Source organism: Mesorhizobium sp. B1-1-6 (genome assembly GCF_006443035.1).
Classification (GTDB): Bacteria; Pseudomonadota; Alphaproteobacteria; order Rhizobiales; family Rhizobiaceae; genus Mesorhizobium.
Genome location: NZ_VFWR01000005.1, coordinates 365,966 through 389,606 on the forward strand (window position 1 = coordinate 365,966; position 23,641 = coordinate 389,606).

Here is a 23,641-nt window from a genome sequence, read left to right on the forward strand (position 1 = left end):
CCTTGCCGGCTGTTCGCGAAAGGTTTGGCAGGCCTTCAAAGCGACATGATGACCGACTTGGTCTCCGTATAAAGGTTCAGCCCTTCCTGTCCCCGTTCCCTGCCCCAGCCGGATTGCTTGAAGCCGCCGGTGGGTATCGCCGCGTCCACCGAGCCGTGTACGTTGACCCCGATCCGGCCCGCGCGAATTCGCCGTACCATCTTGTGGGCGACGCTTAGGTCCCGCGTCCAGACGCTGCCAGCTAGTCCGAAGATGCTGTCATTCGCCTGCCGCGCGATCTGTTCCAGGTCGTCGTCATCGAAGCTCATGGCGCACAGGACAGGACCGAAAATCTCTTCCTGCACCACCGCCATGTCGGGTCGGGTATCGGTCAGCACCGTCGGCGCAATGAAGTTGCCTTCATTGCCTATCCGCGTGCCGCCAAACGCCACCGTTGCACCGGCGCTCCTGCCCTGCTCGATATAGCTCATGACGCGGTCGCACTGGACCGGGGAAATGACCGGCCCCATCTGGACGCCTTCGCTGAGGCCATGACCAACGCGGATGTTCCCCGCCCGCTGGCCGATCCCATCCACGATCTGGTCGAACACCTTCTTGTGGGCGAACAGCCGCGATCCTGCGGTGCAGACCTGGCCGCTATTGGCAAAAATGCCCTGCGTGACACCGGGAATGGCAACCGACATGTCAGCATCGGGAAAGACGATGACGGGCGACTTCCCTCCCAATTCGAGCGACACTTTCTTCAAATTGCCCGCGGCAGCCTTGACGATGACGCGGCCGATCTCGCTGGAACCCGTAAAGGCAACCTTGTCGATCTGGGGGTGCGAGGCTATCGCTGCGCCCGCCGTAGGTCCAAAACCGGTCACGATATTGATCACGCCGGCGGGAATGCCGGCCTCCTGGACCAGTTCACCGAAGCGCAGCGCCGTCAGCGGCGTCTGCTCCGCCGGCTTGAGCACGATCGTGCAGCCGGTGGCCAGCGCCGGAGCTACCTTCCAGGCCAGCATGAGCAGTGGCGCATTCCACGGAATGATCTGCCCGACGACGCCGACCGGCTCGCGCACCGTGAAGGCATGGTACTTGTCCGGCGCAGAGATCGAAATGGTTTCGCCTGTGATCTTGGTCGCCCAGCCCGCCATGTAGCGGAACATATCCACGCTGAGCGTGACGTCGGAATTCCGGGCATTGGCAAGCGGCTTGCCATTGTTGAGAACCTCCAGTTCGGCCAGTTCATCGGCGTTCTGTTCCAGCAGATCCGCCAGTTTCCAGATGAGACGTCCACGTTCGCTGGGCGTGATGCGGCTCCATGGGCCTTCTTCAAAGGCCTGCCGCGCAGCTTTGACGGCATTGTCGATATCGGCGGCGTCGCCCTCCGGAACCTGTGCAATTATGCGTCCCGTGCCCGGATCATATGTGTCGAAAATCTTCCCGGACTGAGCCGGCACCCATTTTCCATCGATAAGGAGTTTTTTCTCCTGGCGTAAAAAGGACGCCGCCTTCTCTCCAATTCGGAACTGATCAGCATGTGTGTTCATCGAATTCTCCATAGGTATCGGGAAGCGCCTTGCCCGGATTCGTTCAAGGGCGTCCATCTGAAGCGCCCTCGTTAAAGCTTGTCACTCGATCACGAAGTGGTCGGGTCCGACCGCGCGAGGCTGCCGGTTCGGCGGAATGAAATCGAGCGGCCGCACGGGAGACGGCAATTCCGTCACTGGCTTGCCGATCAAGCGGTGCCTGTCCGCGGCCGGCTCCGGGTTCGGCACCGCTGCCATCAGCTTCTGGGTATAGGGATGTTTCGGATTCCCTATCACCTCGCGGCTGGGCCCGATCTCCACGATCTCGCCAAGATACATGACCGCCACGCGGTGGCTGACACGTTCGACAATGGCCATGTCGTGACTGATGAAGAGGTAGGACAACCGCAGGTCCTCCTGCAACTCAAGCAGCAGGTCGATCACCTGCGCCTTTACCGAAACGTCGAGCGCCGAGACGGCCTCGTCGGCTATAATGACCTTCGGGTCGAGCATCAGGGTCCGCGCAATGCAGATTCGCTGACGCTGTCCGCCGGAAAACTCGTGCGGAAGACGGGTGATCATCGACGGTTCGAGGCCGACACGCTCCAGAAGATGTTTCGCCTTGTCCAGGGCCTTGGCCCTGGTCGCCAACCCATGGCATAGCAGGGGCTCCGCCAGGATCGCACCGACGTTTTGCTTCGGGTCCAGGGAACTGAAAGGATCCTGGAAGATCATCTGCACATTGCGCCGGAGATCCGAAAGATCGGACCTGTTGTCGCGCCGCACCGTGCGTCCGTCGAAGACCACCTCGCCGGAATCCGGAGGATTGAGAAACAGGATGCTGCGTCCGGTCGTCGACTTGCCGCAGCCGGATTCGCCAACCAGCGACAGCGTTTCTCCAGGCATGATGTCGAAGCTCAGACCCTCGACGGCATGGAGACGCCCCACCTTGCGACGCATCGCCCCGCCACGCACGTCGAACCGGGTCACCAGCTTGCGCACGCTCAAAACCGGCTTCGGCACAGCATCCTTGGCGGGCGCGCGGTAGGAGCGGGCGACGCCTTGCCCCAGGCGGGGGACCGCGTCGATCAGCATCCTCGTATAGTCCTCGCGCGGACGCTCGAAAACGTCCTTTACTGCTCCCGTCTCCACCACGCGTCCCTTGTGCATGACCATGACGCGGTCGGCGATGTTGGCCACTACGCCCATGTCATGCGTGATGAACAGGATCGCAGTGCCGGTATCGCGCTGGACCTCGTTCAGGAGATCGAGGATTTGCGCCTGTATCGTCACGTCGAGCGCTGTTGTCGGCTCGTCGGCGATAAGCAGCTTCGGCGAGCACGCCAATGCGATGGCGATCATGATCCGCTGCCGCATCCCCCCGGAGAACATGTGAGGATAGTCATTGAACCGCCGCCGCGCGTCAGGAATGCGAACGCGGTCGAAAAGCCGGATGCCCTCCTCCCGCGCCTCGGCATCGCTTAAGGGTCGATGCTGGCGCAGCATTTCCTTGATTTGGGTGCTGACCTGCAGAACCGGGTTCAGGCTCATCATCGGTTCTTGGAAGATCATGCTGGCAATGCCGCCACGCACCCGCCGCAATGTCGATGTCGACGCCCCCACCACTTGCTGGCCATCCACGATGACCGAACCGGTCACTTGGGTATTGCCGGAAAGCAGTCCCATGATCGTCATGGAGGTGACGCTCTTGCCGGACCCCGACTCGCCGACAAGCGCCAGCGTCTCGCCAGCATGGATGGCCAGATCGACATCATGCACCACCTGATGCTTGCCGAAAGCGACGTTGAGGCCTTTTACCTCGACCACTGGATCGGATTTCCGTTCACTCATGAGTTTGGCGCCGGTGCAACAGTGAAGCCCGCCTGCGAGCGAGAGCGCTCCGAAGTTGGAGCCCAGGTGAGCATTTCGAGCGCGTACAGCGCATCCAGCGTCTCGCGCGACAGGGGAATGCCCTTCTGGTGCGCCATGGCGATCTTTTCCCGAGGCCGAACGGCAACGTGCCCGGACGCCTTCAGTTCAGGCCTGCGGGCGCTGACCATGAGAAGCGCGCAGCCCGGCGTCAGCCCGGCGGCGTCGATCGATCCCAGAACCGCCGTGTCCTCACCGAGGAGCGCCGCCAGGGCATCCCGGCCCCGGCCCGAATAAAGCACACCCCGTGCGTCGGGGTCAGCCAACAGCCAGTCGAAGGTTCCATCCCTGGCGATGATGCCGATAGAGGAGAGATTGTAGTCCATCGCACCGACCAGCGTGGCCGGAACAAGCGACAGCTCGGTCGCCGCCAATATCCGGCACATTTCCCATTTGGCGCCGCCTGCATGCGCGGCGAGAGCATCGATCGCGGCAGGTCCCGTTTCCAGAAATGAAACGCCGGCGGCGTCCAGCATCGTGAGCCCGTTCGATTTCCGGTAGCGGAAGCCATGGGAGGGCCGCGGTCCCGCCTGGCGAATTTCATCCAGAATAGCCGGATCGAGCGCCGCACCTGTTGCAACGAGATGAGCGCCCCGGTCAGCGGTTCCGAACGCGTAGCCCAGCGCCCTGAGCGACCACGGCAGGACGCGAGTCAGTTCGGAATAGGCAACAAACATGCTCGTGCTCACAGGGCGACCTCATTCTCATGCTTGCGAACCCGGGAACCCGGCCTGCCAGGCTCGAGGAATTCCGAAGGCAGCGGCTGGTCTTGGAAGAAAGTCCCCCGCACATAGCGGATGCTGAGCGGCGTCGAGCCGCGAATGCCCAGCGACGCAAGGAAAAACCGTATGAGATCGGCGGGGACGAAATCGCGATGCGCGAGCGGATCGCGTATTTCCGCATAGAGCAGGCCATCCAGATATTGCACCCGCGAAATGGCGTAATGCAAGTCCGGATGGTCGAGGACGACGTCGCCGGCGCGCTCCTTGTCACCACGGCTGACCAGCACCGCCGCCAGCCTCTGGATCAATCCGATATGATCGATGAAGGATTCGAAACGCTCGTGCGGGTCGATGACCCGCTCGCCGCGCCTTTGTTCGCCATTGTCGATCGAATGGTACCAGAAGTGCTGATGGGTTTCGGCAAGCGTGCGGTCGGCGGTGAGAGCCCAGACGTAGTTCCTGCGCAGGATCTCGCGCAATTCAGCGACCGTCATTGCTGGCTGCAATTGCCGCTTGCGGGCTGCGCCGATCTGGAAATAGGGCGCGATGGCGTCACAAAAGTCCGGTACCACGTCGAGAAGTACGCTGTGGAACTGCTCACTGGTCTCGCCATCCATGACTTCTGCGACGTGCGCAGCAACGTCGCCCCAGCACCGAAACTGTCCTTCGCGCAGGCTTGCCGATATGCGTGTCAGGTTCTCGATGATGGTTTCGTTGGCCACCACGTAGTCCTGCGTCTGTGGGTCGGTCTGCGCATAGATGCGGATGGTGCTCTCTATCGAGCCGCGGACAACTGAAATGCTTCCCGCATCGACCGGCAGGCTTTTTGCGTAGCCAAGAGCCGCCTCGCGTACGGTCACCCATGTGGCGACCCAATGCGGCCAGCGCTGGAGGGCAACGCACATGCCCTGGCCTGAGGAGTTGCCTATTCCAAGCCCGCGCGCGATCGAAATGTCGAGCTGCGCTGCGTCCGGATTGCGCCGCCGCGCCACGGCATTGACGAGATCGATGGAGACGAGCCGCACCAGGTAGATGGCGAAGATATCCGCAAAGAACGGGTGCGCCAGCGGATGCCCCTCGGGAATGCCCGGATAGGAAACCGTGCCATTCCGGCCGCTGCTTTGAAAGCCACCGTTCCGCATGAGATAGGCGATGCCCAGCTCGGGGGCGGGCTGTTCGCCGCGGGACAGTGCTTCGACTACGGCGTCGAAATGCCGGCTGCTGCGATTGGCCGGGGTCCAGCCGACCACATCCGAATCCGTACGCATCTGGCCTTCAGCCTTGATGTCGAACGTTTCAAATTCCCGCTCGATACGCTGTTGGCTGGCAAGATTGACGAAGAGCGCGCCGAACATGTCACGGTCCGCGCCATCGGAGCGGCGTCCGACTTTTTCGATTCCGTCCCATGGATATGCTCGGGCAATATAGGAGAAGGAATGGCCTTCCGCGTCGATCCGGTAGACGAATCTCGCCGCGCCGTCATCGCCGCATTCCGCCGAGATCATCCTTATCTGCCAGCGTTCGCGAACGATCCTGCGCAACAACATGTCGGCAAAACTGACGCGCGAAGCCTTGAAGCAGCGAAGGTTCTCCACACGCATCAGAACATCCGCCGGCCGCATCCATCGCCGCGCTTTCAGGGCACCTTCCCGGCCGGCAAACTCCTGCAGGCGTTGTTCTATGAATGCCGGCAGCGGCGGCTCGATCTGGTTAGACGTCATTTCCCTGTTCCAATCAGCGATCATTGCGGGACGCGGCCTCGTTCATGCTCGACCCGACAAGATAAAATGTGAAAACTGTAAGGGCGACGGCAGCGCCCGGCCCCAGGCTGAGCAGCGGCAGGATCGGCAGGAACATCGAACCGTCGCGTACCATGCCGCCCCAATCCGGAGCCGGCGGAGGAACGCCCAGCCCCAGGAAGCTGAGGCTTGCGGAGGTGAAGATCGCGAAGGCCACATTGATTGCGAACTGCGCCCACACCACGCGCATCGTGTTTGGCATGATATGATGGCGGATGATCCAGAAAGAGCTTGCGCCCGTGGCGCGCGCAGCTTCCACGAAGACCATTTCCCGGACGACGAAGACCTGACCACGAACCAGCCGGGCGACCGTCGGCGCGGTGACGACACCCAGCGTGACCGCCAGGTTGACCACCGATGGCCCGAGCATCGCGGTGATGATCAATGCGAGAACGAGTCCCGGCAAGGCGATGAAAATGTCGATGATCTGGACGAGGACAAAATCGATCCAGCCACGGAAAAATCCGGCGATCAGGCCAATGGGGGCGCCGATCAGCACAGCCACTATGGCCGCCGAAGCGCCCACCTGCAGTGAAACCCTTGTTCCGTAGATGACGCGCGACAGCACGTCCCGGCCAAGTTGATCCGTGCCAAGGATGTTTTCAGCCGAAGGCGGGCCGAGGACGTTTACCGTCGTGGCGGTCGGGTGCAGGGGCGCGATCAAGGGCGCGAACACCGCGATCAAAGTGATGATCACCAGAAGCGTCAGGCCAAGGACCAATCGGAATGGAAGTTTTCTCATTGGATGCTAAGCCGATGTTCGCACGAGCGGATTGACGAGGCTGTAGGTCACGTCCGCCACAAGGTTGAGGATCATCACGCCGACGATGATCACCATTCCAACCGACAGCATGACAGGAAAATCCCGGGACGAGATCGCTTCCACCAGAAGCCGGCCCATGCCCGGCATCGAAAAGACGGTTTCGGTGACGACCGCGCCGCCAACCAGTTGTCCAAGCGAAAGACCGGCATAGGTGATCAAGGGCAATATGCTGTTGGGCAGAATGTGCCGGTAGGAAATGCGCGCCTCGGACAGCCCCTTCGAACGCGCGGCCTGGATGTAGAGGCTGCCTTTCACCGACTGGTATTCGGCTTTGTAGACGAGCGTGAAGGAGCTAAAATAAAAGGTCGTAAGCGTGATGACGGGCAAGATCATGTGGATGAGATGCTGCCCGGCGCCCCGTGACCACGGCGACCATCCGGTCGTCGGTAGCCAGCGGAGTTGAACCGAAAACAGGTAGATCAGCAGCAGTCCGAGAAAGAAATTCGGTACGGTGATGCCGACGATGCTGACGGCGGCGGTGAGCCGGTCCACCAGCTTTTTCATGAACGTCGCCGAATTGATCAGCGTGGCGCCCAGGAAAGCGATGAGGATTGCCCAGGATGCCAGCTCAAGCGTTAGAGGAAGGGCATCCGCGATCATTTGCGCGACAGGCTGTTGGGTGGAATAAGACCGGCCCAGGTCGCCCGACAATGCGGCGCTGATCCAGTTCCAGTAACGCGACAGAATGGGCTGGTCGAAGCCTAGCTTCGCGTTGAGTTCGGCGATCGATTGGGGGGATGCGTTCTCGCCCAGCATGATCGCCGCCGGCGTCCCCAGAAAGGACGTCACCGACGTGAACAGCAGAAACGTCAGAACGATAACGTTCGGAACCATGATCGCTATGCGGGAAAGTACAAGCGCAAGCATGCCGGCCTCAGTTCATCGCGAAGGATTGAAGAAACGCCTCCGGGGCGCCCGTCCCGCAAAGCGGGCGGTTGGGCACATCCGATGGGCGGCGGTCATAATGGCGATCAAGTTCCTCTACCGGTTGCAGGCGGGACCAGGTCCCACCCGCGCCAGAGGCCGCGGCGCGCCGCGCCGCGCCGCGGCAAAGCATGAAGATCAGGCCTGCGTTTTCCAGACGTAACGGAACCGCGGGATCTCGTCCGGCATCGGAGCGAACCCTTTGACGGTGTTGCGCATGGCGTTGAATTCGACGCTGAACCCGACGGGCATGTAAGGCAGATCGGCAGAAATCTGACGCTGGATCTTTTCGTACAATTCCTTGCGGCGCGCCTGATCGGAAATTACCCGCGCTTCATCGATCCATTTGTCCACTTGGTCATTCTTGTACCCCGTGGAGTTCGCGGTGCCTTTGCTGGAGAAGAGATAGTGGATCAGGCCGTCGGGATCCGCCCGTTGCGTCCAGCGCATCGGCGTGAAGCGTATCTCGCCTGAGACCGCCTTTGCGTAGTAGTCGCTTTGGGGGACCGGCTCGAGCTCAATGTTGAGGCCGATCGCGTCGAGGTCTTCCTTGGCAAGTTCGGCAAAGCGTCGCAGCGTATCGCCGCTTGGCGCCGCAAGCTTGATGGTGGTGCCCTTCAGGCCGGAATCAGCCAGGATCTTGCGCGCCTTTTCCGGATCGTATTCGTAGTGCACCAGATCGGTTGGGGTCCACCACAGGCCGTCTGGCGTGAAGCTGTCGGAAATCTTGCCTTGCCCCGCCCATATGATCTGGTTGATGCGGTCGCGGTTGAGGCCATGCGCGATGGCCTGGCGCAGTTCCGGCTTGTTATATGGCTCGGCGTCCCACCGCCACTGGTAGGAATACCAGACGCCACCCTTCGACGGCACAAGCTCGATGTCCGGGCTGGCCTTGGAAAGGCGCGTATCCAACGGATCAAGCTGGCTTATGAAATCCAGTTCACCGATGGCCATGCGCTGAATGCCGACGACGTTCGTCGGAATGTCATGGAAGGTAATGCCGTCGAGATATGGCATTCCCTTCTGCCAATAGCTGTCGTTCTTGGTGAGCGCGATGCGCGACCCGCGGACCCATTCGCCGAAAACGAACGGACCGGTCCCGACAGGATTGGAACCGACGTCGCTGCCGTATTTCTTGGCCGCAGCTGGCGAAGCCATCAGCCCTGCGCGGTCGGCAAACAGCGCCAGCAGCGGCGGATAAGGTTCCTTCATGTCGATGGCGACGGTGAATTCGTCCAGCACTTCGACATTCTTGACGCCTTCCAGCAACTTGAGCTGCGATGAGTTGCCTTTCGGATCGAGACGTGCATCAAGGTTCCATTTCACGGCCTCGGCGTTGAACGGTGTGCCGTCATGGAACTTCACGCCTTCCTGCAGCTTCAGGACCACGCGCTTGCCGTCGTCCGAAAACTCCCAGCTTTTCGCCAGGGCAGGCTTCAGGGAGAAGTCCGCCTCGGTCTCGAGAAGCGTATCGAATATCAGGAAAAGGATCTGCCGCTCGGTCCATTGCGACGACTGAAGCGGGTCGAGCGTGCGGACGTCGCTGATGAAGCCGACGTTGAGCGTGCCGCCGGTGACCGGCTGGGTATCTTGAGCCAGCGCTACCGCCGGCAAAGAGGCCACGATTGCGAAGCCGCTGACGGCGGCCATAAATTGCCTTCTATCCATGACAAATCCTCCGTTGGTTCAGTTCCCGATATTATCGGCATTGCCGTTATTGGCCTCCGGGCAAGGACCCGGAGGCTTGCGCGTTATTTGCTCTCGGCTGGCAGCGGCCGGCCGGCCTGATCGACTCCCATGATCCGCATGTCGTTGAACCGATCGCCGATGCGATGGTGCGGACGCCCGCCGCTCGCGGCGCCCAAGGCGATGACGATCTCGTCATGCGCAGGCGCGTCGGGAATGGTGAATTCCACGGTCAGAAAATGAGCGCGGCTTCCCTTCTTCTCAGCGTCCTTGTGGGTCAAGGGAACGGTGAGCGCGGTGCCGGCGCCGGCACGCTTGTTCGTGAACGGGAGAAAGGAATCGCCACCAGCGGCGATGCGGAAGACATTGCCGAAATGCAGCGTGTGGATCAGGCCGGCCGCGTGTTCGACTTCGCCGTCCGTCCCGGTCACCGCGCACTTTCCAAACGCTTCTATCCTGTCCGGACCGCCCATGATCGCCACCAGGCGAGGCACGAGGGCATCCGTGAGAGCCTTGGCGTGCTCCATGATGTGCGGCTGCAGGTCCTCGACGAATGCCGATCCTGCCCAGGGATTACGGATTACCGCCGCGCAGGCGGCCATGCGAAGCGGAACCGGCGCGACGCGCCCCCCTTCGATAAGCGTGTCCTCGACGAAATCGACGATCTTGCGGATCAGGACCCCAGTCATTTTTCCACTCCGCCGGCTGCGAGTTCGGCAAGCACGCGGTTGGCGATGCGATGGCATTCGACGCCGACAGGAACGCCGCAATAAATCGTGAGATGGGTTATCAACGCGTCCAGCTCGTCACGGGTGACCCCGTTGCGAAGGGCGCCGCGAAAATGCAGTTCCCACTCATGCATGCGGTTGAGCGCGGCAATCATGACGATGTTCAGCATGCTGCGGGTCCTGGCATCCAGCCTGTCGTCACCCCAGGCCGTTCCCCAGCAATATTCTGTGATAAATGACTGAAAACCCTTGGAAAACTCGGTTGCCTTGCTCAGCGAATTTTCAACATATTCGCTGCCGAGCGTCGCCTTGCGCCGCTCCAGCCCACGCTCAAATAGCGTCTCGTTCATTCGTCTTCCCTTCATTTTCAGCGTGGACGCAAAAGGAACTCGCGGACATGGTCGGACACCAGCTTGGATGCCTCGACCAGGACGCTGTGCTTCAGGCCGGCCAGAATGCGTAATTCCGAATCGGGGATCAGCCGGTGCATCGTCTCGGCCATCCGGACATTCGACCCCTGATCGAATTCGCCCGTCATCACCAGCGTTGGCTGTCTGATCTCGGGAAGCCGATCCACCAGTTCGGTAAGGCCGAACACCCGATACGCCTCCAGGTAAGACGGCACGTGGACAGCCTTGAGCTCGGCAATTCGCCGCTCGATCACATCGGGATGGCGCTCGGCGAATTCCTTGGTGAACCAGCGGTCGTGCGCAGCACCAACGACTGCGTCCATACCGCCGTCGCGGATCATCTGCAGGCGCGCCACAACCTTCTCACGTTCGGCGGGGGTGCGCCCCGCAACTGCGGAAAGAAGCACGACGCGCTCAAACCGGTCCGAATAGGAACAGGCCAGTTCTTGCGCGATCAAGCCCCCCAATGAAAAGCCGACCAGATGGGCTTTGGGCACGCCGGCGTCGTCCATCACCCGAACGATATCGGCGGCAAACTTCTCGACGGAATATTCCGAATCGATGTGCGCGGACTGACCATGACCGCGCAGGTCGGAGCGAATAATGTCGAAGCTGCCCTCCAATTGGAGGCTGACGTCCTCCCAGCTTTGCAGGTTAGCGCCGACACCGTGCACCAGCACGAGAGGATGGCCCTTACCGCTTCTCTCATAGGCGATGAGATCGTCTTTGGTGCGCATCGGCGCCATCCCAGGCCCCTCGTTCGAACTCGATTTTTTGGTATACCGACAGACAGGCAGATGGTCAACCGTATTTGAATCGGCTACTTGTGATGAAAGAGTCGAACGCGTAGCTGTCATGGAAGGAACGACGGGAGAGGACGCCGCGATGCATGAATGGACGGACTGGTCGATTGCGGATTCGCCGACATTGCGCGAGCAGACCGTTGTCACGCTGCGCGAGGCGTTGTTCAACGAAGTGTTCAAGCCGGGTGACAAGCTGGTGGAACGGAAGCTTGCCGAGCAGACCGGCGTAAGCCGCACAAGCATTCGGGAAGCGCTGAGCCAGCTTGAGTCCGAAGGGCTTGTGACTCGGGTAGCCGGCAAGGGCATGTTCGTGACCCGCTTGTCGGAACGGGAAGTCCGGCAGATCTACGAGGCCCGCGCAATCCTGGAATCGGCCATGGCGCGCCTGTTTGTCGAACGGGCCAGCCAGGAACAAATGGACGAATTGGCGCGGCGTATTTCGGAAGCAGGCGAAACCGACACCTCCGAGCTTGCCAGGCAGCATGCCGAGAAGCTCGACGCGGTGTGGGACATCATCATGCAAGGCGCAGGCAACGACATCACCAGGCAAATGACCTTTCTCCTGCATGGCCGCGTCACCTATCTGCGCACCGTCACCACCCGCGTCGCCTCGGCTGAACGGCGCAGGAATACGATGGCCTTGCTCCACGGCATTTTCGACGCGCTGCGCGCGCGCGATGCCGACCTCGCCGAAAAGCTCACGCGCGGGTATGTCGAAAGATCCGCGGCTTTCGCGCTGTCGCTGCTGCGGGACTCTGGGCAGAACGCCAAATCCTCATCACGCAAGCAACGGATCGACACATGAACTATGTCAGGCTCGGCAAGAGCAATCTGAAGGTATCCCGGCTATGCCTCGGCGCGATGGGATTCGGATCCGCGGGATGGCGGGCCTGGGTGCTCGATGAGAAGGCGTCGGCGCCGATCGTTGCGCGCGCCCTCGACCACGGCATCAACTTCTTCGACACCTGCGACTTCTATTCGGCTGGCGAGAGTGAACGCATTCTCGGCCAGATACTCGTTCTCAAGCAGCCGCGCGACAGCTTCGTCATCGCCACCAAGGCGGGAAACCCGATGGCCGCGCATTGCAACGGCCGCGGCTACTCCAGAAAGCACCTGTTCAAGGCAATCGACGATTCGTTGGTCCGCCTTGGAACCGATCACGTGGACCTCTTCCAGACGCATATCTGGGACAAGGACACCGACCTCGACGAACTGGTCGATGCCATGGCGGATATCGTGCGCGCCGGAAAGGCGCTCTATGTAGGCGTCACGACGATGCCCGGCTGGACACTCGCAAAATGCCGTGCGGCTGCCAGCGCACGCGACCTTCCGGCATTCATCTCGATGCAATGCGAATACAATCCCGCTCACCGGGAGTGCGAGCGGGAACTGCTTGCCTACTGCCGCCACGATGATGTTGCCCTGATACCGTTCAGCCCGATCGCGCGCGGCTTCCTTGCCGCGGATCGCCGCAATCCCGGCCAGCAGACGGCGCGCACGAAAAGCGACGACTATACGCAGAAATATTACCACCGCGACGGCGACCACGCCGTGCGCGAAGCCGTCGCTGCCGTTGCCGCCGACATCGGAAAGACACCGGCGCAGGTGGCTCTCGCCTGGACATTGGCGCGCCCCGGCATTACCGCGCCCATCTTCGGAGCGACCTCGACAGACCATGTCGACGAGGCAGTCGCGGCATTGGACATAGTGCTTACCTCCGAACATATCGACCGCATCGACGGGGCCTACGAGCCACGGCCGCTGAACGCCTCAGGCCACTGAATGAAGCACAATGCTTGCGGTAAGCTGATATGCTTGTGAAATTGCACTCGTTCGCGCACGTTTCAAAGGAGCAAATCCGCCGTGTATGATCTGCGAGTCCATGCTCCGCCGCGCCTGTACACGCAGGTGGCCGATACCATCCGCAACGCCATCGTCGTCGGAGAACTGGCGCCGGGAGAGCGGCTGGTGGAGCGCACGCTTTGCGAGCGCATGGGCGTTTCGCGGACGTCGCTCAGGGAAGCGATGCGCGAGCTCGAGAACGAGGGCCTTGTCACGAACCTGCCCAACCGGGGGCTTATCGTCTCTGTCGTCGATCCCAAGATCGCGAAGGACATTTTTGATCTTCGCGAGGCGCTGGAGGCGCTTGTATGCAGGTTGTTTTGCGAGAATGCGACTGACGATCATATCACGCGTTGTCGGGGCGTGTATGACGAGTTGATGGAAACCTATCGCGTCGGTGTGGCGCGCGAAATGATAGCTGCAAAGACTAGATTCTACGACGTCTTGGTAGCGGGCGCGAACAATTCCGAGGCGGAACGGATGCTTCGCAGCATCCATATGCGGGCCTCACAGTTGCGCATGATTTCTCTTTCCGATGCAGAGCGGCGAAAGGCATCTCAGGAAGAGCTGGCAGCCCTGCTCGACGCCCTTGTGAATCGCAGGGCATCGGATGCCGAGCGGCTTGCAAAAAAGCATGTACGCAAAGCCGCCCAGTTCGCGCTCGGGATGATCGAACAGCTTGAAAACCAATCCGTCAGCTGATCGGCGGCGCTTGAAAGCGCGAGACGCCGCCCGTCCGCCGCTACCCGCGGCGACGGTGAAGGAGAATTATGTCGTGGCGGGCGGCATCCGTACGCGCTATTTCGAAGCTGGCAGCGGACCGGCCGTGATCCTTCTGCACGGCTCGTCACTGGCGATCGATGCCTGGTCCACCTGGCACAACACCATCCCGGCACTCGCGCATGACTTCCGGGTGCTGGCGCCCGATCTGGTCGGCTTCGGTCTCTCGGATGCGCCGGTGGACGGGAAACACGTTCCCCGCCTCGAAAGGCGGCATCACGTTTCAGCCTTCATCGAAGCGCTCGGCATTACCCGATGCGCGCTCGTCGGCCATTCCGAAGGCGGTTTCATCGCGGCAATGCTCGCCGTTGAAAAGCCGGGTCTGGTCGATAAGGTGGTCGTCGTGAGCAGCGGTGCGACCTCCCCGCGCCTCGGCGGAAATGAGGACCACGCTTGGCAGGCAGCAGCGGCAGCAGCGTATAATGTGCTCGAGGGATGCGACACCGAGGAAGACTTTCTGCGAACCAATGCGAGGCTAAGCACGAAGAATCCGCCGGAGTTCGTGGAGCTGCTAAAAAAGAACTACCGCCTGGCCTGCGAGTCCGGTCAGTTGGAGCGCTTCAAGCAGGCTGCCCGGAAAAAGGACGACACCGAATATACCCAGATCCAGGAGGACCATCTCCTTCCGCATTTGCCCACCATGCAGGCCAAGCTGTTCATAGCCTGGTCAGGCTGCGACGAAACCGTGCCGGTGGCGCGCGGCATCAAGCTGCTGGAACGCGCGCCGCAAGCCGACATGCACATTTTCGCCAATGCCGCTCACATGGTCATGATCGATCGCCCACGCGAATTCAATGGAGTTGTCCGGGACTGGCTTGGCAGCTAGCGCCGGTCAAACCGTCCAGCTTATGACCCACAGCAAGTCGTCCCAAGGGGCCCGCCATGCCGCGGGAGGATGTCCTCGGGCGTGCGCCCTCACTCCCTCGCCACCAGGTAACGCGCTTCCGAGTCGTAGAGCAGCCCGCCATAGTGCTGCCCGAGGTCGGACATGCCAGCCGTGGCGCCCACCACCTCCTGACCGCGTGCCGTAGAGCCGCCGGTAATGATGAACGAGGGCGCGCGGCATCCACGGCCATGTTTCGCATAATCCGTTGACGGAAGGCTCAAAGTCCGCGTTCGGCATGTTGCCGCCCGGCAGCGGCACACTCGCGGTCCAGTCGCCCCCCATCTGCGGAAAGATATGTTCGAGGCGATGGGCCGCGCTAGGCCAATTTCCGGAAGGTCGTGATCTTGCCGCCGAAGAGATTGAACAGTGGCGTGTCCCCGGTCTCGTCAAGGTCGAAGACGTAGTCGCGCGTAACCGCCGAAGGGTTCCCATTGCCGTCGTCGAACAACAGCCGCACGCCCCAGAACGCATACAGCAAGTCCTGGGGGCGCAGCTTCTCTTTGAAGTAGCGGTTCACGGCCGCGCTCAAACATTCGATCTCGGTCTGGTCGATCTGCACCGCTTCGGCAGCACCCTCTAGGCGCCGCAGTTCGAGGTGCGGCTACGGTCGCGATTTTTGTCTTGATATTTTTATCAAGCTGTGAAATTTTTTTCAATTAAATGCTGGAGGAAGTTTTCCGCACCTCAGAATGCCCTGACAATGGGCATCGGACGGAGAACACGATGGGAGGTTCAATATGCCGGTCCAAGCCGTTTCAACCGAGTGAGCCTTTCCTGCGGGAGACGCCGCGTCCTGGACCTAAAAATCCGGCGTCGTCGTCACACCTTCACAGGCAGGGGAAAGAGTGCATCCGGCTTCAGGCGCTTTTTTCAAAACGACGAGATCAACGCCGCGAGACGGGGCAAAGGTTCCAGAACGTCCGATGACGCGAATAGTGCAGATTTCCGATACCCATCTCAGCCCTGGCAAGCGACACTTCCATGCCAACAGCCAGCCGCTCCTCGACTGGCTGAAGGAAAGCGATGCCGACCTCGTTATCCATACAGGCGACGTCACCGTGGATGGCGCCGATGTCGAGGAGGACATGCGCTATTGCGCCGAGATGATGGACTCCATCGGACTGCCCTATCTCGCCGTGCCGGGCAATCACGACGTGGGCGAGCCCAAGCATCTCTATCAGCCAGTCAACGCAGAACGCCTGGCCCGCTGGCGACGTCATTTCGGGCCGGACTGGTGGCATCGCGACATCGAGGGCTGGCGCCTGATCGGACTCGATTCGATGCTGTTCGGCAGCGACGAGCCGGCCGAAACGGAGCAGATCGCGTGGCTGGAAAACGCCATGCGCGAAGCGTCCGGGCGCCGGATCGGCTGGTTCACCCATCGCCCGCTCTTCATCGGCGAGCCGACCGAAGGCGACGTTGGATACTGGGCGCCCACTCCCGAGCCTCGCGCGCAACTGCTCGACATGGTGCGCCGCTACGACGTGGCCTTCGTGGCCAGCGGCCACCTGCACAAACTCTACGATCGTCAACTCGGCGGCGTCCGGTACCTGTGGGGGCCGTCGTCCGGCTTCCTCGTCGAGGCGCACTTGCAGCCGGAAGGGATGGCCGGAGAAGCCACCTTGGGCGTGCTCGTCTACGACTTTTCCGGGTCCGATTTCACCGTGCGGCCTCATGAAATTCCGGGCCTCACACCCTTTTTCATCGGTGATGTCGTGCATGAGGTCTATCCACCGAGATAGCGCCTCTACCCAATTGTTCGCGAAACGGAGCAACCCCAGTGGCTGCAGTGGAAATAAAGAACCTTTCGAAGTCCTTCGGGCCCCACCGGGTTCTCAAAGACATCAACCTGTCCATCAACGATGGCGAGTTCCTGACGCTTGTCGGCCCCTCCGGCTGCGGAAAATCGACGCTCATCCGCATCATCGCCGGCCTCGAGCCGCAAACCTCGGGCTCGATCCTCGTCGATGGCGCGCCGATCGATCATCTGAGGCCGCATGAGCGGCGCATCGCCATGGTGTTCCAGAGCTACGCGCTCTACCCGCACATGTCCGTCTTCAACAACATGGCCCTGCCCCTGACGATGACCGGGCTTAGCCTCTACGAGCGCCTGCCGCTCGTCCGGCTACTCTCGTCCCGGCGCCGCAAGGTGATGCAGGAGATCGGCAAGCAGGTCAGGGGCATCGCGGCGCAACTTCAGATTGAACCTCTTTTAGAGCGCAAGCCCGCCCAGCTCTCCGGCGGCCAGCGTCAGCGCGTCGCGCTCGGTCGCGCCATGGTGCGCCAGCCCGCCGCTTTCCTGATGGACGAGCCACTTTCTAACCTCGACGCCAAGCTGCGCGTCCACATGCGTAGCGAGCTGGCCGAGCTTCACCAGAGACTCGGCGCGACATTCGTCTACGTCACGCACGACCAGGTCGAGGCGATGACCATGTCAAGCCGGGTCGCCATGATGGAAGGCGGAGACATCCTTCAACTCGGCACGCCCGACGAACTCTACGACAGGCCGGCCAACGTCCAGGTCGCCCAGTTCATCGGCAGCCCGACGATCAACCTGATTCCCGTGACGGTGGGGGTCGGTGGGCGGCTGGAATTGCTCGGAAAGCCTCTGCCGATCGGCACCGCCCTCCCCGCCGGAGAGAAAGCGACGATCGGCGTCCGCCCGGAAATGATCCTGCCCGGCGCGGTCTCGGGCCAGTCGGCGGACCAGGTCCCGCTTCCGGCGAAGCTGCGGCGCAGCGAGCATCTCGGCTCCGAGAAGATCCTGCATTTCGATGTTCCCTCGCTCCCTGGGATTTTGGTGACCTCGCGCATAGGCGCGGGCGTGCCGGACGGTGAGGTCGAGAACACCGAACTCTTGTTCCATCCCTCGGCCTGCCATGTCTTCGATGCCGCCGGAAACCGCGTGGAACCCCAAGTTTCCCAAGACGCGGCCACCGCCGCCAAGGGAAAGCTGCGCCTCGCAGAGGGAGCGCGCGCATCATGAGCCTGACCGCGGTCCCCGCTCCGCCCGCCCGGCCCGGTGCCCGGCAGGCCTTCATCGAGAGGCTGGTCGCCGGCGGCTTCGCGCTGCCTGCCCTGCTTTTGCTGGTGCTGACGATTCTCGTGCCGCTCGGCGTGCTCGGTTATCTCAGTTTCACCGACTACGAGCTCGGCGAGGTCGATGTCCATTATGTCGGCCTGCAAAACATCACCGACGCGCTGACCGATCCGGAATTCCGCCGCGCACTCAAGAACACGCTCGTCTACGTCGCGATCGTCCTGCCCGGCTCGGTGATCCTGTCGCTGCTCGTCGCCGTCCTCGTTCACCGCCGCAAGCGCACCCGCTCGCTCTACGAAATCATCTACTTCCTGCCTGTGACCTCGACCTTCATCGCCATGGCGACGGTGTGGCAGTTCCTGCTGCACCCCAGCCTCGGCCCGGTGAGCGCGGTGCTGCGCTGGCTCGGCATCGGCGAGGTCGCCTTCCTGAGCAATCCCTCGCTGGCGCTGCCGACGCTTGCCGTGATCGGCATCTGGCAACTGGTCGGCTTCAATATGATCCTGTTTCTGGCCGGCCTCTCGACCATTCCAAAGGACCTCTACGAAGCCGCCGAGATCGACGGCTGCGGCGGCGAAATCGACCGCTTCCTGACGATCACGTGGCCGCTGCTGGGACCGACGACTATGTTCGTCATCGTCACCAGTTCGATCACCGCCTTCAAGGTGTTCGACACGGTGGCGGTGCTGACCCATGGCGGTCCGGTGGGATCGACCGAGGTCCTGCTCTACAAAGTCTACCTCGAAGGCTTCCAGTACTTCCGCATGGCGTATGCGTCGGTCCTCACCTTCATCTTCCTCATTTTCATTCTGGTCTTCTCGATCCTCCAGACCGTCGTCATGGACCGCAGGGTGCATTACTGATGACCGACACAACCATCACCGCTCCCGCGATGGGGGGCACAACAACCACACCAGCTGGCTCCGCCGGCCGACGCTTCGCCTCTCTGTTCATCACTCACGGCATCCTGATCACCGGCGCGGCGTTCATTCTCCTGCCTTTCCTGTGGATGCTGGTGACCTCGATCAAGCCGCCGGAAGAGGTGTTCAACGCCCAGCTCAGGATCTGGCCGAAGCATTTCTACGGCTTCGAGAATTATGCGATGGCGCTGACCAGCGCGCCGCTGCTGCGCTTCGCTCTCAACGGCGTCATAGTGTGCGGCGGCATCCTCATCATCCAGCTTCTGGTCGCCATCCCATGCGCCTACGCGTTGGCCAAGCTGAAGTTCCCGGGCCGCAACCTGCTTTTCGTCCTCGTCCTGCTCGGCCTATGCGTGCCCGAACAGGTGCCGGCGCTGCCGATCTACATCGCGCTGGCGAAGATGGACCTGCTGAATACCTATTTCGCCATGATGGTGCCCTTCTTCCTCTCAGTCTTCGCGATCTTCCTGTTCAGGCAGTTTTTCCGTTCCTTCCCCGACGACATCATTCATGCCGCGCGGCTCGACGGGATGAGCGAGTTCGAGATCGTGTGGCGCATCGTCACGCCCAGCGCCATGCCGGCGATCGCCGCCTTCGCGGTGTTTTCCTTCGTCGCGCACTGGAACGACCTCTACTGGCCGCTAATCGTCATATCCGACGTCAACCTGGCGCCGCCGCCGCTCGGCATGATGTTCTTCTCGGACGCCGAAGCCGGCACCAACTACGGCGCACTGACGGCCGCCGCGACCATCCTGACCGCGCCTCTGCTGCTCGCGTTCCTGTTCGCACGCCGCCGCTTCATCGAGGGCGTCACGATGACTGGCGTGAAATAAAACTGACAACTGGCGCGGCTAGAAGCCCGGTCGCGCCGTTCCCCCACACCTTTCGCGGGGCAAGGCGGCATCATCGCCTCAAGAGCATCGGGCAAATCGCATAACCGGAGGAAAGCCTTAATGAAATTCCTGTCAAAGATCATCGCGGCCTCGGCCGTATTGCTGGGAGCGGCGTCGACAGCGCTGGCCCAGTCTCCCGTGACGCTCGACGTCTACTACGCATTCCCGGCCTTCGCGAAGTTCCATGAGCCGCTGGCCGCGGAATTCATGAAGGAACATCCCGACATCAAGATCCAGTTCCGCGCGCCGGCGGCCAGCTACGACGAAGGCCACCAGGCCATGCTGCGGGCCTCCATCACCAACAACCTGCCCGACGTCTATTATTCGGGCTATCACGTCCTGCATGAATTGGTCGGCAAGCTGAAGGCGCGCAACCAGATATTGGACCTCGGCACGATGATGGACGCCGAGTCGAAGGAATGGCGCGACGCCAACTACGCCGACAACATTCTCGACCTCGGCCGGGTGGACGGCAAGCTCTACGGACTGGCCTTCAACGCTTCCATGCCGATCATGTTCTACAATGCCGACCTGGTTAAAAAGGCCGGTGGCGATCCCGACAACATGCCTACCGACTGGCCGGGCATCATGGAACTCGCCAAGAAGATCAAGGCCACCGGTTCCGGCATCGCCGGCCTCGCCTACAATATTCATGACTGGCCCGACGAATGGCTCTGGGACGCCATGTTGATGCAGGGCGGCGGCGAGCTGACCAAGGACGGCAAGGTGGCCTTCGGCGACGAGCACGGCCTGAAGGCGCTGGAATATTTCCGCAGCTTCGTCACCGATGCCGGCATGCCGTTGATCGACTGGGATCAGTCGCGCCAGGCCTTTATCGCCGGCCAGATTGGCATCTTCTTCGATACGCCTGCCCGTCTCAGCCAGGATACCGAACTGATCGGCGACCGATTCAAGCTGCGTACCGCGGTCTTCCCGGTCGACGACAAGGAAAAGGGTGGCCTGCCCACAGGCGGCAACGCGGCGGTGATCACTGCCTCCGACCCGGCAAAGCAGAAGGCGGCCTGGGAATTCCTTAAATTCGTCACCGGCCCCAAGGCGCAGGAGCAGGTCGTGAAGATGAGCGGCTACCTCCCGACCAACAAGGCCGCCACCGGGACCGACTATCTCGGCCCGTTCTACGAAGCGAACCCGAATTACGCCACCGTTGCCAAGCAGATGGCACTGTCGCGCCCGTGGCCCGGCTATTCGGCGGGCAACACGGTCCGCATCTGGCGCACCCAGCGCGAGATCATCAGCAAGGTCATGAGCGGCGACGTATCCATCAAGGACGGGCTCGACAGCCTCGTCTCCGAAACACAGGCACTCATGAAATAAGTCGCCATGCCACGCGCGCCGGCCGGCTTCGGCTGGCGCGCCCTTTTTAAGGTGGCGCCGATGTGGCGCCCTTCTTGTGTCAGCCCTCCCTTCACACTGCCGGACCTCCCGATGCTCATTGCACAGATCAGCGATTTTCACATCCGACCCGATGGCCAGATGGCTTATGAGGGTCTCGAGACCAACACCATGACTCGTCGCGCCATCGCGACCGTCGCCGCGCTCGATCCGGCACCCGATTGCGTCCTCGTCAGCGGCGATCTCGCCGATTGCGGTCGCCCGGAAGAGTATGCGCTGGTCGCCGACATGCTGTCGGCCCTGCCCATGCCCGTCTTCATCATCCCTGGCAACCACGACCGGCGTGAGACAATGCGCGAGGTGATGGCGCCGAAATTCCCCTATCTGAGCCAGTCGCCGGATTTCCTGCATTATACGATCGAGGACCTTCCGGTCCGCCTCATCGGGCTGGACACGGTGCAGCCGGGAGAGGACGGTGGTGCGATCTGCGAGCGGCGCGAAGCCTGGCTCGGTGAGCGGCTCGCCGAGGGCGACGGCCGCCCGACCTTCGTCTTCATGCACCATCCGCCCTTTCCCGTCGGCGTGCACGGCATGGACATCATGATGTGCGTCGTCGGCGACGGCTTCCGCGACATGATCAGGTCCCACGCCGAAATCGAGCGTGTGGCCTGCGGGCACTATCACCGACCCATCACCACGCGCTTTGCCGGCACGGTCGGCTTCGTCGCGCCGGGCGTCGCGCACCAGGTCGCGCTCGATCTTCGTCCGGGCGAGCCCAATCGCTTCATCTTCGAACCGCCGGCTTTCGCCCTGCACGCCTGGTCGCCGCAGACCGGTATCGTTTCGCACGTCGTCCCGATCGGCGATTTTGGCCCCGCCCACGATTTCATCACCGATGTCGACTACCCCGGGAAAAACGAAACATGAGCGACTACCGTCAAATCCTGAAAGACGCCGATGCCGTCGCACGCAAGGCAGCCGCGACGTTGATGTCGATGCGCGAGGAGCGCCTCGACGTCACTCGCAAGGAAGGGCTGGACATTGTCACCGCCGCCGATCTCGCTTCGGAGCGCATTGTCATCGACGGGCTGCGCGCGCTTACGCCGCAAGCTTCCATCCTGTCGGAAGAAGCCGGCACGACGGGAATCTTGGGCGAAAGCCGCTGGATCGTCGACCCGCTCGACGGCACGATAAACTACGCGTCCGGCCTGCCGTGGTTCTCCGTCACCATGGCCTATCAGGAGCAGGGTGCGACGAAGGTCGGCCTGACCGTCGCGCCCGCCGCCGGCTTCGAGGCGCACTACACCTGCGAGGGGATCGCGACCGTCAACGGCAAGACGGCCAATGTGTCGACAACTGCAAGACTGGCCGATGCGGTCATTGCCGTCGTGCTGACGTCGCACTTTTCGGCCGAGGAGGTGGCGCGCACCGCAGAGATCGTGCGGCGGCTCGGCGTCGGCGCGCGCGGCGTGCGCGTTATCGTCTCAGGGGCCTTTGAACATTCGATGGTCGCCGCCGGCCAGCTCGATGCGGCGGTTTCGATCAAGGCCGACGTCGTGTCCTACGCGGCTGCCATGCCGCTGCTACGCGCAGCAGGAGGCAAGGTCACCACGCTTTCAGGTGCCGATTCCGCAGACGAGGACACGCAGAAGGTCGGCTCGAACGGGCTCATTCACGACGAACTTCTTGAAGCGCTACGCGGCCTGTGACACCTGGCGCGCAAACCGGAGCGAGCATGCAAGACACATTGATCATATTCGACTGCGACGGCGTGCTGGTCGACAGCGAACCGCTGGCGGCGCTTGCCTACGGGCGGGTCTATTCGAAACACGGCATGGAACTCGACCCGCAGGCGGTCCTGCAATGCGTCGGCATGAAGCAGACCGATATCCTGGAGCGCATCAGGCTCACGACCGGCCATCGCCTTGAGGAGCACCAGACCGCGGATTTGTGGGACGAGGTGAAAGCGCTCTTCACCGAAAGTCTGCAGCCGATGGCGGGCCTGAAGCCCTTCCTTGAACGGCTGTCCAATCCCCGCTGCGTCGCCTCATCCTCCTCGCTGGAGCGGATACATCACAGCCTTTCGGTCACAGGGCTCGCGAGATTCTTCGGCGAGAACATATTCTCATCGTCAATGGTCGCGCGCGGGAAGCCCGCCCCCGACATCTTCCTGTTCGCCGCGGATCAGATGAGCATCGAACCGAAGCACTGCGCGGTTGTCGAGGACTCGCCTTTCGGCGTGCAGGGCGCAGTCGCCGCCGGCATGACGGCGATCGGCTTCATCGGCGGCGGCCACACCTATCCGGGGCATGCCGAGAAACTGCGCGTGGCCGGCGCCCGAACCATCTGCGCCGACTGGGACGAAGTCGCGCGCGAACTCGTTTCTCTGGAGTTGATCGCACCCGTCTCCGTGTAGATTTCAGGCCCAGCGAAAGCCGGGCAGCAGATAATCCGGCACCGCCCTTTCCTGCTCAAACACCGTCGAAAGCGCCGCGTCGCCGAATGTAACAGATAGGTAGGATTCCGTAATTGGGGCCGGAACAAGAGCTGTTTCAGAATCTGCTTAAGGTCGAACGGAGAGCGAACACC

Annotated in this window: 22 protein-coding genes and 1 pseudogene; 12 read left to right on the forward strand and 11 right to left on the reverse strand. The window is 61.9% G+C overall.

What is annotated here, in order from left to right:
• Positions 1-35 precede the first annotated feature (35 nt).
• The 10 genes from FJ979_RS13050 to FJ979_RS13095 all read right to left on the reverse strand — a co-directional run bounded on the left by FJ979_RS13050 (position 36) and on the right by FJ979_RS13095 (position 11,272).
• Positions 36-1,535: an aldehyde dehydrogenase family protein gene (locus FJ979_RS13050; RefSeq protein ID WP_140513567.1), complete on the reverse strand. Its 1,500-nt coding sequence runs from the start codon at positions 1,533-1,535 to the stop codon at positions 36-38.
• A gap of 81 nt (positions 1,536-1,616) precedes the next feature.
• The gene (locus tag FJ979_RS13055; RefSeq protein WP_140513441.1) at positions 1,617-3,365 is read right to left on the reverse strand and encodes an ABC transporter ATP-binding protein; all 1,749 of its coding nucleotides are present in this window, start codon (positions 3,363-3,365) and stop codon (positions 1,617-1,619) included.
• Positions 3,362-4,120 (reverse strand): hypothetical protein, encoded by a 759-nt coding sequence (locus FJ979_RS13060; protein WP_140525285.1) that lies wholly within the window; start codon positions 4,118-4,120, stop codon positions 3,362-3,364. The genes FJ979_RS13055 and FJ979_RS13060 overlap by 4 nt, the downstream gene beginning before the upstream one ends.
• A gap of 8 nt (positions 4,121-4,128) precedes the next feature.
• On the reverse strand, positions 4,129-5,886 hold the full coding sequence (locus tag FJ979_RS13065; protein WP_140513437.1) for a hypothetical protein: 1,758 nt from the start codon (positions 5,884-5,886) through the stop codon (positions 4,129-4,131).
• Positions 5,887-5,899: 13 nt separating this feature from the next.
• The gene (locus FJ979_RS13070) at positions 5,900-6,640 is read right to left on the reverse strand and encodes an ABC transporter permease (RefSeq protein WP_224619722.1); all 741 of its coding nucleotides are present in this window, start codon (positions 6,638-6,640) and stop codon (positions 5,900-5,902) included.
• Between the two features lie 72 nt (positions 6,641-6,712).
• Positions 6,713-7,654: an ABC transporter permease gene (locus tag FJ979_RS13075; RefSeq protein WP_140513435.1), complete on the reverse strand. Its 942-nt coding sequence runs from the start codon at positions 7,652-7,654 to the stop codon at positions 6,713-6,715.
• Between the two features lie 195 nt (positions 7,655-7,849).
• Entirely contained in the window at positions 7,850-9,361 is a 1,512-nt protein-coding gene (locus FJ979_RS13080; protein WP_181168612.1) for an ABC transporter substrate-binding protein, read from the reverse strand.
• Positions 9,362-9,462: 101 nt separating this feature from the next.
• Complete coding sequence (locus FJ979_RS13085; protein ID WP_140498500.1) at positions 9,463-10,086, reverse strand: amino acid synthesis family protein; 624 nt, start codon at positions 10,084-10,086, stop codon at positions 9,463-9,465.
• Complete coding sequence (locus FJ979_RS13090; RefSeq protein WP_140498501.1) at positions 10,083-10,475, reverse strand: carboxymuconolactone decarboxylase family protein; 393 nt, start codon at positions 10,473-10,475, stop codon at positions 10,083-10,085. The genes FJ979_RS13085 and FJ979_RS13090 overlap by 4 nt, the downstream gene beginning before the upstream one ends.
• Positions 10,476-10,492: 17 nt before the next feature.
• The gene (locus tag FJ979_RS13095; protein ID WP_181168613.1) at positions 10,493-11,272 is read right to left on the reverse strand and encodes an alpha/beta hydrolase; all 780 of its coding nucleotides are present in this window, start codon (positions 11,270-11,272) and stop codon (positions 10,493-10,495) included.
• On the opposite strand from FJ979_RS13095, the gene FJ979_RS32510 reads away from it, so the two are divergent.
• From FJ979_RS32510 to FJ979_RS13115, 4 genes are all read left to right on the forward strand, one after another.
• Complete coding sequence (locus tag FJ979_RS32510; RefSeq protein ID WP_224684663.1) at positions 11,265-12,143, forward strand: GntR family transcriptional regulator; 879 nt, start codon at positions 11,265-11,267, stop codon at positions 12,141-12,143. The two genes, FJ979_RS13095 and FJ979_RS32510, sit on opposite strands and share 8 nt — an antisense overlap.
• Entirely contained in the window at positions 12,140-13,120 is a 981-nt protein-coding gene (locus tag FJ979_RS13105) for an aldo/keto reductase (protein WP_140513428.1), read from the forward strand. Before FJ979_RS32510 ends, FJ979_RS13105 begins: the two co-directional genes overlap by 4 nt.
• Before the next feature lie 81 nt (positions 13,121-13,201).
• Positions 13,202-13,882, forward strand: a complete 681-nt coding sequence (locus tag FJ979_RS13110) for a GntR family transcriptional regulator (protein WP_140513426.1) — start codon at positions 13,202-13,204, stop codon at positions 13,880-13,882.
• Between the two features lie 10 nt (positions 13,883-13,892).
• Entirely contained in the window at positions 13,893-14,786 is an 894-nt protein-coding gene (locus FJ979_RS13115) for an alpha/beta hydrolase (protein WP_181181778.1), read from the forward strand.
• Positions 14,787-14,878: 92 nt separating this feature from the next.
• Here the strand turns inward: FJ979_RS13115 and FJ979_RS32980 are convergent.
• A pseudogene (locus tag FJ979_RS32980) lies at positions 14,879-15,423 on the reverse strand (glycerol-3-phosphate dehydrogenase); the annotation flags it as partial.
• A 346-nt stretch (positions 15,424-15,769) separates the two neighbouring features.
• Between FJ979_RS32980 and FJ979_RS13125 the strand changes: the two are divergent.
• From FJ979_RS13125 to FJ979_RS13160, 8 genes are all read left to right on the forward strand, one after another.
• Positions 15,770-16,588 (forward strand): metallophosphoesterase, encoded by an 819-nt coding sequence (locus FJ979_RS13125; RefSeq protein ID WP_140513420.1) that lies wholly within the window; start codon positions 15,770-15,772, stop codon positions 16,586-16,588.
• Between the two features lie 38 nt (positions 16,589-16,626).
• Entirely contained in the window at positions 16,627-17,832 is a 1,206-nt protein-coding gene (locus FJ979_RS13130) for an ABC transporter ATP-binding protein (RefSeq protein ID WP_140525274.1), read from the forward strand.
• A complete protein-coding gene (locus tag FJ979_RS13135; RefSeq protein ID WP_140498510.1) occupies positions 17,829-18,749 on the forward strand; it encodes a sugar ABC transporter permease in 921 nt (306 codons plus the stop codon). The genes FJ979_RS13130 and FJ979_RS13135 overlap by 4 nt, the downstream gene beginning before the upstream one ends.
• A gap of 29 nt (positions 18,750-18,778) precedes the next feature.
• The gene (locus FJ979_RS13140; RefSeq protein WP_140498557.1) at positions 18,779-19,639 is read left to right on the forward strand and encodes a carbohydrate ABC transporter permease; all 861 of its coding nucleotides are present in this window, start codon (positions 18,779-18,781) and stop codon (positions 19,637-19,639) included.
• 120 nt (positions 19,640-19,759) lie between these two features.
• Positions 19,760-21,034, forward strand: a complete 1,275-nt coding sequence (locus tag FJ979_RS13145; protein ID WP_140513416.1) for an ABC transporter substrate-binding protein — start codon at positions 19,760-19,762, stop codon at positions 21,032-21,034.
• Positions 21,035-21,145: 111 nt separating this feature from the next.
• Positions 21,146-21,979, forward strand: coding sequence for a phosphodiesterase (locus FJ979_RS13150; protein ID WP_140513414.1), 834 nt, complete (start codon positions 21,146-21,148; stop codon positions 21,977-21,979).
• Positions 21,976-22,761 (forward strand): inositol monophosphatase, encoded by a 786-nt coding sequence (locus FJ979_RS13155; protein ID WP_140513412.1) that lies wholly within the window; start codon positions 21,976-21,978, stop codon positions 22,759-22,761. Before FJ979_RS13150 ends, FJ979_RS13155 begins: the two co-directional genes overlap by 4 nt.
• A gap of 26 nt (positions 22,762-22,787) precedes the next feature.
• On the forward strand, positions 22,788-23,468 hold the full coding sequence (locus FJ979_RS13160) for an HAD family phosphatase (protein WP_140498514.1): 681 nt from the start codon (positions 22,788-22,790) through the stop codon (positions 23,466-23,468).
• Positions 23,469-23,641: the final 173 nt, after the last annotated feature.